The organism is Pseudomonas baetica (assembly GCF_051216495.1).
GTDB classification, from domain to species: domain Bacteria; phylum Pseudomonadota; class Gammaproteobacteria; order Pseudomonadales; family Pseudomonadaceae; genus Aquipseudomonas; species Aquipseudomonas baetica_B.
Genome location: NZ_JBPKAM010000080.1, coordinates 18194 through 30771 on the forward strand (window position 1 = coordinate 18194; position 12578 = coordinate 30771).

9 protein-coding genes and 1 pseudogene are annotated in these 12578 nt (G+C 59.9%); 4 read left to right on the forward strand and 6 right to left on the reverse strand.

Annotation, left to right across the window (positions count from 1 at the left end; genetic code table 11):
* The first annotated feature begins 7 nt into the window (after window positions 1-7).
* The 3 genes from ACSFE6_RS23435 to ACSFE6_RS23445 all read left to right on the forward strand — a co-directional run bounded on the left by ACSFE6_RS23435 (window position 8) and on the right by ACSFE6_RS23445 (window position 3466).
* Window positions 8-1231, forward strand: a complete 1224-nt coding sequence (locus ACSFE6_RS23435; protein ID WP_435429812.1) for a GNAT family N-acetyltransferase — start codon at window positions 8-10, stop codon at window positions 1229-1231.
* Window positions 1203-1997 (forward strand): ChbG/HpnK family deacetylase, encoded by a 795-nt coding sequence (locus tag ACSFE6_RS23440; RefSeq protein WP_435429813.1) that lies wholly within the window; start codon window positions 1203-1205, stop codon window positions 1995-1997. The genes ACSFE6_RS23435 and ACSFE6_RS23440 overlap by 29 nt, the downstream gene beginning before the upstream one ends.
* A 281-nt stretch (window positions 1998-2278) precedes the next feature.
* Window positions 2279-3466 (forward strand): GNAT family N-acetyltransferase, encoded by a 1188-nt coding sequence (locus ACSFE6_RS23445; RefSeq protein ID WP_435429814.1) that lies wholly within the window; start codon window positions 2279-2281, stop codon window positions 3464-3466.
* Between the two features lie 197 nt (window positions 3467-3663).
* On the opposite strand, the gene ACSFE6_RS23450 is transcribed toward ACSFE6_RS23445, so the two are convergent.
* Window positions 3664-4470, reverse strand: a complete 807-nt coding sequence (locus ACSFE6_RS23450) for a class I SAM-dependent methyltransferase (RefSeq protein WP_435429815.1) — start codon at window positions 4468-4470, stop codon at window positions 3664-3666.
* Between the two features lie 204 nt (window positions 4471-4674).
* On the opposite strand from ACSFE6_RS23450, the gene ACSFE6_RS23455 reads away from it, so the two are divergent.
* The gene (locus ACSFE6_RS23455) at window positions 4675-5058 is read left to right on the forward strand and encodes a hypothetical protein (RefSeq protein ID WP_435429816.1); all 384 of its coding nucleotides are present in this window, start codon (window positions 4675-4677) and stop codon (window positions 5056-5058) included.
* Window positions 5059-5103: 45 nt separating this feature from the next.
* Here the strand turns inward: ACSFE6_RS23455 and ACSFE6_RS23460 are convergent, their stop codons facing one another.
* From ACSFE6_RS23460 to ACSFE6_RS23480, 5 genes and pseudogenes are all read right to left on the reverse strand, one after another.
* Complete coding sequence (locus ACSFE6_RS23460) at window positions 5104-6534, reverse strand: sigma-54-dependent transcriptional regulator (RefSeq protein ID WP_435429817.1); 1431 nt, start codon at window positions 6532-6534, stop codon at window positions 5104-5106.
* Window positions 6503-7996, reverse strand: coding sequence for a sensor histidine kinase (locus ACSFE6_RS23465; protein ID WP_435429818.1), 1494 nt, complete (start codon window positions 7994-7996; stop codon window positions 6503-6505). The genes ACSFE6_RS23460 and ACSFE6_RS23465 overlap by 32 nt, the downstream gene beginning before the upstream one ends.
* A 111-nt stretch (window positions 7997-8107) precedes the next feature.
* Window positions 8108-9205, reverse strand: coding sequence for an SCO family protein (locus ACSFE6_RS23470; protein ID WP_435429819.1), 1098 nt, complete (start codon window positions 9203-9205; stop codon window positions 8108-8110).
* A gap of 17 nt (window positions 9206-9222) precedes the next feature.
* A complete protein-coding gene (locus ACSFE6_RS23475) occupies window positions 9223-12024 on the reverse strand; it encodes a multicopper oxidase domain-containing protein (RefSeq protein ID WP_435429820.1) in 2802 nt (933 codons plus the stop codon).
* A 322-nt stretch (window positions 12025-12346) separates the two neighbouring features.
* Window positions 12347-12578 (reverse strand): annotated as a pseudogene (locus ACSFE6_RS23480) (hypothetical protein); the annotation flags it as partial.

The following is a 12578-nucleotide window of genomic DNA, read 5'->3' on the forward strand; positions in this document are numbered from 1 at the left end:
TGACCCTATGACAGCACGATTTGAATGGCGTACTTCGCTGTGCGCCGCAGACTTTCCCGCAGCGGCCTATGAAGCGCTGCGGTTGCGAGTGACGGACCACACGCCGTTCAACGCGCTGGCCTGGATGTCTGCATCCGAACAGGCACTGACCGCCGGCGAACGTTTACACGTTCTGCTGGGCTGGCAGGGCAATGAACTGGTGCTGTGTCTACCTTTGGTAACGTCCGTCGAACGTTTCGGCGGACTGCCATTTCGAGTACTTCATCACTTGGGCTACCCCCTCGCCGACCGCCTCGCGCTCCTGGCTTGCCTGGACGCGGCGAACATGCGCAAGGCATTGATCGAGATTCGCCGTCGACTGCCCCATGCCCTGCTGCAACTCAATGAGCTGCCCGAACCGATCGGTGCCGAAAGCGCCCTGACCGGTTGGATGAGCCAAAGCTCCACCGCTGAACGTCGCCTCAGTTGTCGCACGCCCGTGCACCGGATCAGCGAGGCCGATCGCCAGGAAGTCTCCGGTGACCCGCGCTACAAACTGCGCCGGGCACGCAAACGCATCGCCGCGTGTGGCGCCCAGGTCCGTCGTATTACCCCCGATGCCTCGACCATGGGGCCGCTGCTCAACGTCATCAGCGAAGTTGAAGCGGTGAGTTGGAAAGGCGATGAAGGCGTGGGGATTTTTTCCGATGAGCGTCACCGCCAATGGATGGATCGCGCTTTCACCGCCCTCGCAGCCCTTGGCCTGGTGCGCGTGGTTGTGTTGGAACTGGACGGTCGCTGCATCAGCTATCGCCTAGGCTTGCTGGAACAGGGCCGACTGTACGACTACAACCTGGCGTTCTTGCCGCAATACGCCGATCTGGGCAGCGGTCGAGTGCTGCTCGAAGAATGGATTCGCTGGGGCCTGGACGACAACTGGCGCTGGATCGATGCGTCACGCGTAAGCCTGGAAAACTCCAGCCATCAACTGCATGAACGCATGACCGGACAACTGCAGCACTGGCGCTGGAGTTTTTATTCCTGGCGCCCCGATGGCCTGGCCTTGGGGCTGGCCTTGCGATTCTGGCAACAGGTCAAACCTTTATTGCAGCAGTGGCGGGCCAAGCGTAAAGCGGCGGCCGTTGCCCCTGCATCCGTCGCGGCGCCCTCGGCGCCCGTAGCCAAGCCGCCAGCACCCACCGAAAAACTCGTGGAGGGCCAACATGCCTCGCCAAGTCATAGTCAACGCTGACAATTTCGGCCTCAGTGCCTGTGAAAACGCGGTGATTCTGGGGGCGTTCCAGGCCGGAATCATCAGTTCCGCCACCGCCATGGCCAACATGCCGGCCTTCGAAGCGGCCTGCTCCCTGGCCCGCCACCCGTTGCTGGAGGGACGCATCGGGCTGCACTTCAATCTCACCTACGGCCACCCGGTGAGTCGGCGCATTCTCACCCGCCGGACCTTCTGTGACAGTTCCGGCGTATTCGACCTCAACCTGTCCCGCACGCGACTCTGGCTCGGCCATCAGGATCGCCTCGCGGTAGAGGAAGAACTCGAAGCCCAATGGCAACGCTGCCTCGATAACGGTGTGCGCCCAAGCCATCTGGACTCCCATAAACACGTGCACAACATCTGGCCCATCGGCGAGATCGTCGCGCGCTTCGCCGCCCGCCAGGGTGTTCCCGTGCGGCTGGCGCGCAATCTGGGGCAGAACCAGAGCCTGCGCAAACGCGTGTTCAAAGAGTTGCTAAATCGCCGTTTGAACAAACTGGCCGGGGCCACCGCCGACTATGTGTGCACCCCGGTAGATTTGCGCAACGCCGCGCCACCTACCGACGGCTTGCTGGAAATCGTCGTCCATCCCAACCAGCTCGGCGCCGATTTTGGCGATGCCTATCTGAATCAGGGCGAGTCCTTGAGTGCGCTGCTGGAGCTGCGTTTGCCGGGGATACCCAGGGTTGCCTACAGCGTGGCCGGCAACACGACCGAACAGCGTGCAGAGGCCGTTACGCAATGAATCGTCAGACGTTTCGCTGCCAAAAATGTGCGGATCCGCAAGCCCTCTGGTGACCTTGGCGAGCAGCTTTTTTTTGCCTGCAATTGTGTCAAATCTGATGCATATGTTGAAACAAATTGCTGAACGAGGACGTGCCATGCAATTGCCATGTTGATCTATACCCATCAATACCATCACCACACAAAGCCAATCCCTGGCCAACGAAGGCTTCATGAGCCTGATTGACAAACTCCGCGGTTGGGATGGATGGAGCGTTTCCCTTGGAGGGCAGGATGCGGGATATGATTATCGAGAAAGCCTACGACGTTAGCAGCGCTGTGTCGCAGTGCGCCGACTACCACATCGAGGTCGTCCGCTCGCGGGCGGATGCCGAGCCCTATATCGAAGCCTGGGAGGCGCTGGCCAAGGCCGCTGTCGAACCCAACATGTTCTACTCGCCCTGGGCCTTGCTGTCGGCCCTCGAACACTTGACGGGCAACAAGCGCTTCGTACTGTTGTTCATTCTCAGGCCGACCGAGCAAACGATGCGGCCCGGGTTTGTGATTGATGGTTTTTTCCCACTGTTCGAGCCGAGCGCCTGTGTCCTCTCGCCCTTGTCGGTGGCCAGAATGGTCCGCCACCGTTATTGCTTTTCAGTAGCACCCCTGTTGCGCAGCGGTCACGAGAGCGGGGTGATGCGCACTTTCCTGCACTGGTTACACAGCCATCGAAAGAGCTACCCGCTTTTTCGTATGAGCGATGCGCCTGCCGATGGCCCACTGGCCGATGCCCTACGCGGGGCGCTGCGCGAGCAGGGACGGCGCTTCCATGAAGGCTCTCACTGGCAACGAGCGCTGATGAGGCTGGGCGACGATACCGAGCGCTATCTGGAGAGCGCACTGTCGTCGAAGGAACGCAGAGAGTACCGCCGACGACGTAACCGCCTGGCCGAGTTGGGTGACTTGCGTTTTCGTGCGCTGCAACCCAGCGGCGAGGACTTGTCGGCCTGGCTCGCGGCGTTCGTCAAACTCGAGATGAAGGGCTGGAAAGGTGAGTCGCAATCGGCCTTGGGTAGTCGCCCGGAATGTCTCCGTTATTTCGAGGCAGTCGCCAGCGCCGCGTATGCCCGCGGTCAGCTCGTGATGCTCGAAATGTCCCTCGATGGTCGTCCGTTGGCGATGCTCTGCGACTTCCTCGCCCCACCGGCTGCTTTCGCCTTCAAGATCGCATTCGATGAGGACTACGCCAAACATTCGCCTGGCGTACTCCTCATCCTCGAATACATCCAACGGCGTAACGAACTCGAGGAGCGCGGCATTGAGTGGATGGACTCCTGCTCGAGCCCGGATAGCCAATTGACCAATCGCCTGTGGCTGGAGCGCAAGCCGCTATGCACTTTCGTTGTCAGCAGCGGTTCGCCGCTGGCCGATCTCTGGGTAAGGCTCTATCCCCATGCGAAACGCCTGAAGGACTGGCTGAAAAGGCGCTAGTCAGGCGATTGGGCCATCCTCCAGGGGATGCCGGTAGCACAATTCAATCCTGATCCGGTGCAGGGAGCCGAGTAACTTGGCGATCACGACACCGCTTTCGCGAGCAGGCTCGCTCCCACAGTGGTTCTTCGTCGTAAAAAGGGCAACATGTGGGAGCGAGCCTGCTCGCGAAGGCACCAGTCCAGGCAATACAGTTCTCAGCGCTTCTGCGCCACCAAGGTAAAGCACATCGGCACCTGTGCCTCCCGCCCTTCGTAACGGTCGTACAGTTCCTCGCGGTTGGAGTGCGGGTACTCCCTGAAATGGTTGATCTGCAATCCGGCAGCGAGCGCACCGCTGAAGATGTCACCCAGGGTGTGCACGAACCAGTACGACGGCGCTGCCTGCTGCTCGACCCTGCCTTCGTAGACGATCGGCTCGGTCTGCACGAACGGCTCGCGCCGAAAATAGGAAGTGGCCAGGGTGTAGGGCTCGGCGCTTTCAGGGTCGAACATTTCCAGGAAAGGATGGGTTTCGTACACCACCATCGCCCCGCCCGGCTTCAGGGTTTGCGCGACATGGCGGAAGAATTCGCCGATGTCCGGCATCCAGTTCAACACACCGATGGTGATCAGCGCCACGTCGAAGCGGCCCAGTAACTCGAGTGGCAAACGGTGGATGTCAGCCTCGATGAATTCGGCTTCATGGGGCGAGCGTGAGGCCAGCTCCCGCGCCTGATCGAGAAAGGCCATGGACTGGTCGACGCCGACCACTCGACGGGCGCCCAGCGCGAACAGCGACAGGCTTTCGCGGCCGTTATTGCAGCCCAATTGCACCACCTCATTGCCCGCTACACCAACCTCGGTCAGCAGAGCGGTCAAGGTGTCATCCAGGCAGGAAAAATCCGCAAGGGCCACAGCGTTCAAGAGCACTGGCCATTCAGGACTGTCCTTGTGATGGCGGGCGGAATCATTCCAGGCATCGCGGTTGCTGGCGATGGCGTTTTCTTTTGTCGGCAATTCCATTTGGGCGCGTCCATATCAAATGTTTGATCCACGACTGTAGCCCTGTAGGAGCGAGCTTGCTCGCGATGAACGTCCAGACATCGCGAGCATTCAGACAGCACGCATTATCGTTGACGACCATCGCGAGCGAGCTCGCTCCTACAGGGAGCGCTATAGTTAATGACCTTGGGGATGTGCGCGCAAACCGTTACCGCAGGTGCTGCCATGAACACGATAGAAAAGACGCTGTTGCTTGCCCTTTGCCTGACCGCCGCCAACTGGGCACAGGCCGACGACAGCCCGATGCAAACCGAGCAGTCGAGCAGTGAATTCAATTACTACGGGGCCGACCAACCGTTCGCCCACCCCGCTCCTCCTTCGCTGAGCACGGTGCCGCCGGGGTCGTACATCCCGACATCGCCCCAGACGTTCATCCCGGTGTCCAGCGAACACGTATTCTCCGACTCCCAGCTGCCAACGGTGGCCGATGCCACCGTGCGTGTATTCATTCGTACCTACGATGAGGAGCGCGGCGTCTACGTCAACCAGGAGGTCATCGACCCCACATGCATGCTGGCCTGCCTCAGCACCCCAGGCCCGGCACTGTAACTGCTCTTGCTTGCAGCTTGAGGCTTGCAGCTTGCAACTGCTCCTCTACCACTGCCGTTTATCCGGGCGCGCAAGGCCGAGCTTCTCGATTCGGTACCGCAGCATGTCGCGGCTCAGGCCCAGCAAGCGGGCGGACTTGGTCACGTTCCAGTCGGTCTTGTCGAGCATCTTGCGCACCATGTCGCGCTCGACTTCCGGCAGATTCATCGATTCGCTGCCGTTGTAGGCCGCGCGCGGCTCACTGACAGGCACCTCGTGCTGAAACATCGGCGGTTCGTCCACCAGGCTCATGCACACGTTCAACTGGTGAGCGGCGACGATGTCGCTTTGCGCCAACAACACAGTCTGCTCCAGCATGTTGCGCAACTCGCGCACATTGCCCGGCCAGCTGTAGTTGAGCAGCAACTCTTCGGCCTGCTCACTGAAGCGCAGGTGCGGTTTGCCATAGCGTTTGCCGTGGGCTGCGAGGAAGTGCCGGGCCAGCAGCAGGACGTCTTCACCGCGGGCATACAGGCGTGGCACCTTGATCGAGATGATACGCAAACGGAAAAACAGATCGCGACGGAACTTGCCCTGCTGGACCATTTGTTCGAGGTTACAGTTGGTGGCGCTGATCACCCGCAGATCGACCTTGCGTTCCTTGACCGCCCCGACCCGGCGAATCGTCCGGTCTTCCAGCAGTTTCAGCAGCTTGGCCTGCAGCAGCAGATCCATTTCACCGATTTCGTCGAGGAACAGCGTGCCGCCATCGGCCGCTTCCACCAACCCCAGGCGACGATCCTTGGCGTCGGTGAAGGCGCCCTTCTCGTGACCGAACAGCTCCGACTCCACCAGGTTGGCCGGAATCGAGGCACAGTTGAATTCAATGAACGGGCCCTTGGCGCGCGGACCGTCGAAATGCAGGGCGCGGGCTACCAACTCCTTGCCAGTGCCGGTTTCGCCTTCCACCAGCACGGGAGGGAGGTCGGTGTTGGCCATGCGGCGCTCGGCGTCGAGCAATTGCGTGATGGTGCCCTTGAGGTAGACCATTGGCGCCGATTCACCGATCAGCGCCTGCACCCCGGCCTTCTGTGCCTCGCGCTCCTGATAGAACGACAGGGTGCGCTCCATGCGCTCGGTGGCCAGGGCCTTGTCCAGCAGCAGCTTGAGCTCCGGCAGCGCCACAGGCTTGGTCACGTAGTGAAACGCCCCTTCCTTCATGGCCACCACGGCGTCTTCGACGTTGCCGTAGCCGGTCATCATGATCACTTTCAGATCCGGCGCGCTGATGCGCAGCTTCTGGATCAGATCATGCCCGCTCATGCCGGGCAACGAGTTGTCGGTCAGCACCACATCGGGCGCAAAAGACCTAAGCTGCTCCAGCGCGTCTTCCGCCGAGTGGCAGACTGTCACCTCGAAGTCCTTGCGCTCCAGGTACGTCTGAATATTCTCGGCGAGGAGTTCATCATCCTCGACCAGCAGTATGCTGTGTTCCATATTCCCCTCCCGTTGCCACTTTAAAATTCAGACAAACGCGGGTTCCTTCCTGCTCCTGGCTCGTCAGTTCGACCGAGCCTTCGAAACGCTCCATTATTCTTTTGACTAACGCCAGACCTACACCAAGCCCCCCTTGCTTGGTGGTGAAGAATGGCTTGAAGACCATTTGTTGTTGCTGTTTGGTCATGCCCTTGCCGGTGTCGTTGAGAATCATGCTCACTTGCCCGGGAGCCGGCGTTTCAATATCGATACTCAGCAAGCCACCCGTGGGCATGGCTTCCAGGGCGTTAGCAAACAGGCTATTGAGAATTTGCGTCAGCAGCACCTGTTGGCTGACGACCGGTGGCACGCTTTTGGGGGTGAAGCGCACCTCGACGTTCGAGCGCTTGATCAACGGCTCGAAAGCGCCCAAGGCATCATCGATGGTCAGCACCAGGTCGACGTCTTCATGATCGTCATTGACCGGCCGTAATGACACCAGCAACTCGCGCACCCAGCGCGACATGCGATCGACCTGTCCGATGATGTCGCCGATGTTCTTCTGCGCACTATGGCTGGCGATTTCCTGGGCCAGCTCGGCGCTGGTGCGGATGTTGGCCAGTGGATTGCGCAGGCTGTGGGCGACCGCCGAGGACATTTCCCCCAGGGCGACAAAGGTTTCGTTGGCCACCAGTTGCTTCTGCTGGCTCTGCAACAGCATGGCGGCGCGTCGCACGATCCAGAACAGCCCCAGATAAATCGCCGCGCCACCGAGCAGGGTCACCAGCCAGATCGCCTTGAACCCACGCTGGATGCGCTCCACCAGGTCGATCGGTTCCTTGTAGATCTCCACCATGGCAATCACTTTGCTTTTATCGGCGTTGAACATCGGGATGTAGTTCTCGATGAACAGGTATTGGGGTTCGCGCAGCAAACGTTGTTCTGGCTTTTCTTCATCGATTTCGTGGTAGCTGGTGGACACCGCTTCCTTCATTTCAAAGGACTCGTCCAGCTCATCGTCACCCTCGATACGTTGCCCGATCAGCTCGGGGTTGGTTGACCACACCACGGTACGATCCAGGGCGTATACGGTGGCCAGCAGAATGTCCGGCAAGTGTTCCACATGATCGAGAAACTCGATGCGCGCGTTGGCACGGGCCGCCGGATTGACATCGGGATAGGCGTTGTCATCCCGTGGGTCGAGCATTTCCCCCATGGTCCTTTTCGTTGTAATCGAGGCATGGCGAACTTCAGCATCGCCGATGGCCTGAATGAATTGCGCGGTCAGCATCGAATCGCGCTCGATGCTCTCTTGCACCACGAAGCGGGTGGAAATGTAGCCCAGCCCCAATGCCACCGCGGCAATGATGAAAAAGCTCGCCAGTGAGAACCAGCGCACCAGGTTGAATGGCGGTCGCCAATCCTTGCTTTCTGCTGCCGGTGGGTTCGGCGCAGGTACTTTTTGTTCTTCCAGCATCTGCATGCATGTGTCCTGGTTACTGTGATCAAGCCATTTGTGCCGTGCTCTGGATCAGTGTAGGTGGCATTGATCGCGACAGACGGTCAAACAAGTGTTATTTCGCCATCACCGCACCTAAGTTTTGGGTACTGCGATGGCGTGATGGTGTTCGGGCTCTTCTTCGCCGGCGGCCAGTGGGGTCGCCGAAGGATGCTGGCGATCGGTTTCCTCCTGTAAAAACTCGATGATCGACTGTGCCGAACGCTCATCGATGCGCAGGTTGGGCATCGGAATCCGGTTGAAGCGTTCGTACAGTTCCATTGCCAGCGGGTCTTTTTCCAAGAGCATGCGGTCCGGCTCGCGGATCCAGCGATTGAGCCAGGCCGGATCGCGTTGCTTGGTGACGCCGATCAGGTCCGGGCCGATGCTGCGCAGGCCGATGCCCTGTCCGTCCGTCGGGCCCAGGCTGTGGCACGAGGCGCAACGGGTACGGAACAGTTCTTCGCCATTGCTCGGCGGACGGATTTCCGGGGCCTTGTCGTAGCTCTGCGCAATGCTCCGCTCCTTCCAGTTATGCAAGGTGTTGGCCAACTGATCGGCCAAAATCCAAGGGTTCTCGAACGGTGAGGCTTTCATCCAGCGACCGGTTTGCTGGTTACCGACAATCAGGCTCAGGTTGTGGTCCTTGCTGCGACCGTTGTCGACGCCGTCAATGAACAGCCCGAGCTTTTGCCGAAGCTCGGTGACATCGGCAAATTCCCCGGTGAGGAACTGCCAGCCTGGCCCGACCTGAAAGCGTTGGGAGTAAGCCTTGAGCACCTCGGGGGTATCGCTCAAGGGATCGATGCTGATGGAGTAGAAGAAGATGTCCTTCCCGACCCGGTCGCCGAGCAATTTCTGCACCTGGCGCAGGCGCGCGGTTTCCAGCGGGCAAGAGTCGCTGCACGAGGTGAAGATGAAGTTGATCACCACCACCTTGCCCTTGATCAGGTCATCGAAAAAACGCACCTGCCGACCGTTCTGGTCGGTCAGCAAGGTGTTGGGGAAATAGTCCGCCCCCCAGGGGGTGGCGGAGTCGACTACGACGGTTTCGGACGGCGCGGCGGCCGGTGCGGGAGCGGGTGTCGGCGGTGCCTGATTGGCAACCAGCAGCTGGCTGACCAGCAAACCGGTGGCCATCAGTAGCACCAGGTGCATGAGCAATGCGCGTGAACGTGGTGTATGCAACTTCATGTCGACACCCTCCCGATTCATTTCCTGACCGTCACTTGTGGACCCGTACCGTCGCCGGTGCGGAAGGTTGGCAGTGCGGCAGAGTTCACGTAGCGCACGCCATCCCAGCTTGGCAGCGGTGTCGGCATCAACTGGAATTGCCCGGGCTTCTCAAGGTCCCAACGCAGCAGCATCGAGTTGTCCTCATGCTGGGTGTTGTGACAGTGCTCCATGTAGGTCCCGGCGAATTCGCGGAAGTTGATCGCCATCTCGACGCTGTCCAGGCCATCCTTTTCCGAACCGATGCGGTACACGTCCTTGCGCGCCCATTTTTCCCATTCAGGTGGCGCCTTGCCGCCACGACTGAGGATGATCCCCTCCTCGAAGTGCACATGCACCGGATGGCTCCACCCCGTACCGCCAGCCTTGATATTCCACACCTCGAGGGTGCCGAAACCGGTGGTCCCGGCATCGGTGGGACCGCTGGCCAACTGGGTCGAGGCATTCAGGCGACGCGGGTCCATGTGGTAGCCGAAGCCGCCATCGGTCTTGACCGTCCAGGGTGCTTCATCAGTGCCGTCGGAACGGCCGAAGGTGAAGGTGCGGTGACGGGCATTGGCCAGCAGTGCCTTGTCGGCCGCTTTGTCGGCGTGAATCTTCAGCGGAATCATCACCAGGCCTTCCGCCTTGCCCGGTTTGGCCGGCTCGTACAACGAAGGATCCATGGCCAGGTCTTGACCGGTGTAGGCCTTGACGTTGAGTTGCAACACCTTGCCCACCGCCGGGTCACCCCTGTCCCACTGCGGGCCCTTGCTGGTTTGCTTGATCACCGCTTTGTATTTCTCGGACAGTACGTCCGCCAGCGGGATCGGTTCTTTCGGGCCTTTGCCATCGTCGTGGGCCAACAGGTTGACGAAGAAGAGTTTGTCCCCCGGCTTGATACCGCTTTTGGCGAAGTTGACGATGATGTCGAAGCGCTCGGCAATGCCCTGGGTGGGCAGAATGGCGTTGTGGTTCTGCTTGTCGCCATCAGCGTCGAGGTCCATGGTGCCGTCGAATGGCACGGCGTGTTCCATGATGTTGCCGTCATTGGCAATCATGTGGAACGGCACACGGGCATAAGACACGCCCGAGCCGCTGGGTCCAGGGAATTCGCCACTGTTACCTTTGATTTCACGCACCAGGGCGAATTTGTAGTAGCGCGACACCGAACCATTGAGCATGCGGAACCGATAGCTGCGGGCACGCACATCCAGGGTGGGTTTCCAGCCCCAGTTGACCACCACCTGGTCACCGAGGAAGCCATCGGTGTTGAACGGGTTGAACCACAGCTGACCGTTCTGATCCCAGGCCTTGTCGGCAAACAACAGGTTCACGTCGTAGTCGCGGTTACCCCATGGCAAGGCGCTGCCACTAGGGAGTCGCAGGTTGACGCCATCGTTCACCGACTCGTTGCCACGGTCCAGGGCGCTGTAGTAGTTCATCATCGCCGCGTTGCCCTTGTAGACGTTCTGCGCGGTGAAATCGAGCATGTGGTCGTGGAACCAGTGGGTGCTCATGGTTTCGCGCCAGTCGCCGCGAATCTTGATCGTGCCGTGGTCGCAAGTCTTCAGACCCGGGCTCATGTCATTGGTCCACAGGGTTTCACCGGGCGAGCACGGGAACGCCGCACGCGGGTCTTCCGCCTTGGTGTTGATGCTGTCGTACCCGGCGAGCTGCACCGGCCAACGATAGTCGTAGTACTGCCCGGGGAAGAAGAACGCATTGGCATAGCCATCGCTTTCTGCCGGTGCGTGACCGTTGTGCTCGTGGGTGCTGATGGTGTGCAGACCGAACCCCATGTTGGCCGACGGGTCGATGGGCAAGCCGTTGTAATGACGCATCAGCACCGGCTGTCCGTAACGCACCATCAACAGTTTGGGCGGCAAGGTGCCGTCGAAGGTCCACACCGAGTTGTGATTTTGCACCGGCATCAGCGGATGCAGGCGCGGCTCGATACCCTTGGAAGTACCGTCCGTTGCCGGAATGCCCGCGACGTTGTGATAGAGACCACCGGGGCCGAACTCACCCACCGCGTAGTGGTGCATTTGCCGATCGTCACGCAAGCCGCCATTGGTCCGGATACCGGTCTGCACGGTCTTGTAGGCGTTCTGCGGGTAAAACTCGTTCCAGCGCTGATGGGACCAGCCCTTTCCTGGCGGACGGCCTTCGGCCGACGAGCCGATATGGCGGTTGAGGAAATATTCGATCTGCGCCTGCCACGGGTTGCGGTCAACGGTATTGGCGTACTGGCTGGGGAACGGTGTCAGCCCCGGTTGACGCAGGAAGTTATCCAGCGCCAGGCTTGGCGGCGCACTGCGCGCGACGCTGTTGGGGTCCTGGGCCGGCAACGGACCAATCCCCGGCGGCGGAAACGGAAGTTGTGCGGCCGGTGTGGTGGCGTCGAGTTTTTCTGGCCCGAACTCCTCGAACAGCATCATTTGCTGGGTGAATGGCTGGGCCCCGAACAACGGGCTGGGCTTGCCATTGGTGGGGTAGTTGAAACTGGTCTGTTGCGCTGGCGGCAGCTGGTTTTCCACCCGCTCGGTGTCGCGTGTGCCTTTGACGCCATCAGGCAAATCGAAGGAGTCTTGGTTGGCTTCCGGCATGGTCAGGATGGCATTCAATGCTCCCGCCTTGTCGGCCGGTTCGTCGTAGTAGGCCGAAGGATCCGAAGGCTCTGGCTGTCGCTCATCGTCGATCGGGCTGGCGCGCAGCATCCCTGTGCTTAGTGTCATAGAAAGAGCGACGCTCAAAGGCGTCAACAACCACTTGAAGGGATACCGCGTTTTTTTGTCCATCACCAGCCACCTCGTATGCGTGAAGGGGGTGATGGGGGCTTTGCAAATGCCTCGCCATATTTGTAACTGATTTATACAAAAGTATTAACGCCGGAAAAACAATGGCTTATCAACATCAATATGCCATGAGCTGGGGAAAAGACTGGGGAATGGCACCCGCTAGCGGGGAAAGTTCGTCCCCAGTTTCAGGGGCTCGCGGGGTGGGGACCGTGTGTATATCCGTTTCTGCGGTAACGGCTACTGACGGTTCCGCTCTTACAGCGGGTTACTTGGAAAAGCGCCAAGTAACCAAGCGCTTTGTCCCCTGACGTACGGTGCCTCGCTAGTGCTCGGCATTCCGACGGGGCAGGTCAAAATCAAGATCAAAAGCAAAGCAAAGCAAAGCAAAGCAAAGCAAAGCAAAGCAAAGCAAAGCAAAGCAAAGCAAAGCAAAGCAAAGCAAACACCAAGCCTGTGCCTGGCAGAACTCCAACTGTGGGAGCGAGCCTGCTCGCGAAGGCGGTGTGTCATTCAGTAGAAATGTTGACTGGACTGGCCCCTTCGCGAGCAGGCTC

Excerpts from the sequence above, each read along its gene's own strand:
- ACSFE6_RS23475 (WP_435429820.1), bottom strand. The coding sequence starts at position 12,024 with ATGGACAAAAAAACGCGGTATCCCTTCAAGTGGTTGTTGACGCCTTTG.
- ACSFE6_RS23435 (WP_435429812.1), top strand. The coding sequence starts at position 8 with ATGACAGCACGATTTGAATGGCGTACTTCGCTGTGCGCCGCAGACTTT.
- ACSFE6_RS23440 (WP_435429813.1), top strand. The coding sequence starts at position 1,203 with ATGCCTCGCCAAGTCATAGTCAACGCTGACAATTTCGGCCTCAGTGCC.
- ACSFE6_RS23460 (WP_435429817.1), bottom strand. The coding sequence starts at position 6,534 with ATGGAACACAGCATACTGCTGGTCGAGGATGATGAACTCCTCGCCGAG.
- ACSFE6_RS23465 (WP_435429818.1), bottom strand. The coding sequence starts at position 7,996 with ATGCAGATGCTGGAAGAACAAAAAGTACCTGCGCCGAACCCACCGGCA.
- ACSFE6_RS23450 (WP_435429815.1), bottom strand. The coding sequence starts at position 4,470 with ATGGAATTGCCGACAAAAGAAAACGCCATCGCCAGCAACCGCGATGCC.
- ACSFE6_RS23445 (WP_435429814.1), top strand. The coding sequence starts at position 2,279 with ATGATTATCGAGAAAGCCTACGACGTTAGCAGCGCTGTGTCGCAGTGC.
- ACSFE6_RS23455 (WP_435429816.1), top strand. The coding sequence starts at position 4,675 with ATGAACACGATAGAAAAGACGCTGTTGCTTGCCCTTTGCCTGACCGCC.
- ACSFE6_RS23470 (WP_435429819.1), bottom strand. The coding sequence starts at position 9,205 with ATGAAGTTGCATACACCACGTTCACGCGCATTGCTCATGCACCTGGTG.